Here is a 577-nt window from a genome sequence, read left to right as displayed (position 1 = left end):
TCTGCTGCATCCCAATCGCCTCCTTGTGGAAGTGTTACGTCTGTTGCATCAAACTCACATGGGTTGTTCCAGTCTGTACCATTTGGGCCTGGTGTTCCATCGCCATCTGGGTCTATCTCATCGCCATTTGTTACCCCATCGCCATCGCAATCTGCATCTGCAAATATTGGGTTATTTAAATCTTCGTCGCCTAATGTTCCATCATCTGTACATGGATCATTTGGATCTGGATCGGTTCCATTTGGTGTTCCATCTCCATCACAGTCTGTTAATGGATCCGAAATACATATATCATTATCAATAATCGTTACTGTTCCGCTTGGGTCCGTGTTTGCTGTGTTTCCGCTGGTTACTGTGCCATCGACTGTAAAGGCCGCGTCGGCTTCACCTGTGGCAGCGTTCGAGACTGGAACCACTGCGGCGACACTGGTGCTTCCTGCTGGAATGGTCACGGTTGTTGTTGTTACGGTGTAATCGCTTGTGCCAGCTGTGCCTGTTGTCGTTACAATATCCACTACAACGTCTGTAGCGCTTACGGTATCTATGCTTACTGGAACGGTTACTGTGCCAGCGCCTT

The 577-nt window shown here is 48.7% G+C and carries 1 pseudogene; it reads right to left on the bottom strand.

The annotated features are described in order from the left end of the window. Positions 1-577 (bottom strand): annotated as a pseudogene (locus ACVC2P_RS12150) (hypothetical protein); the annotation flags it as partial.

The organism is Pontimicrobium sp. MEBiC01747 (assembly GCF_053601635.1).
This window is presented reverse-complemented; position numbering and strand designations above follow the sequence as displayed.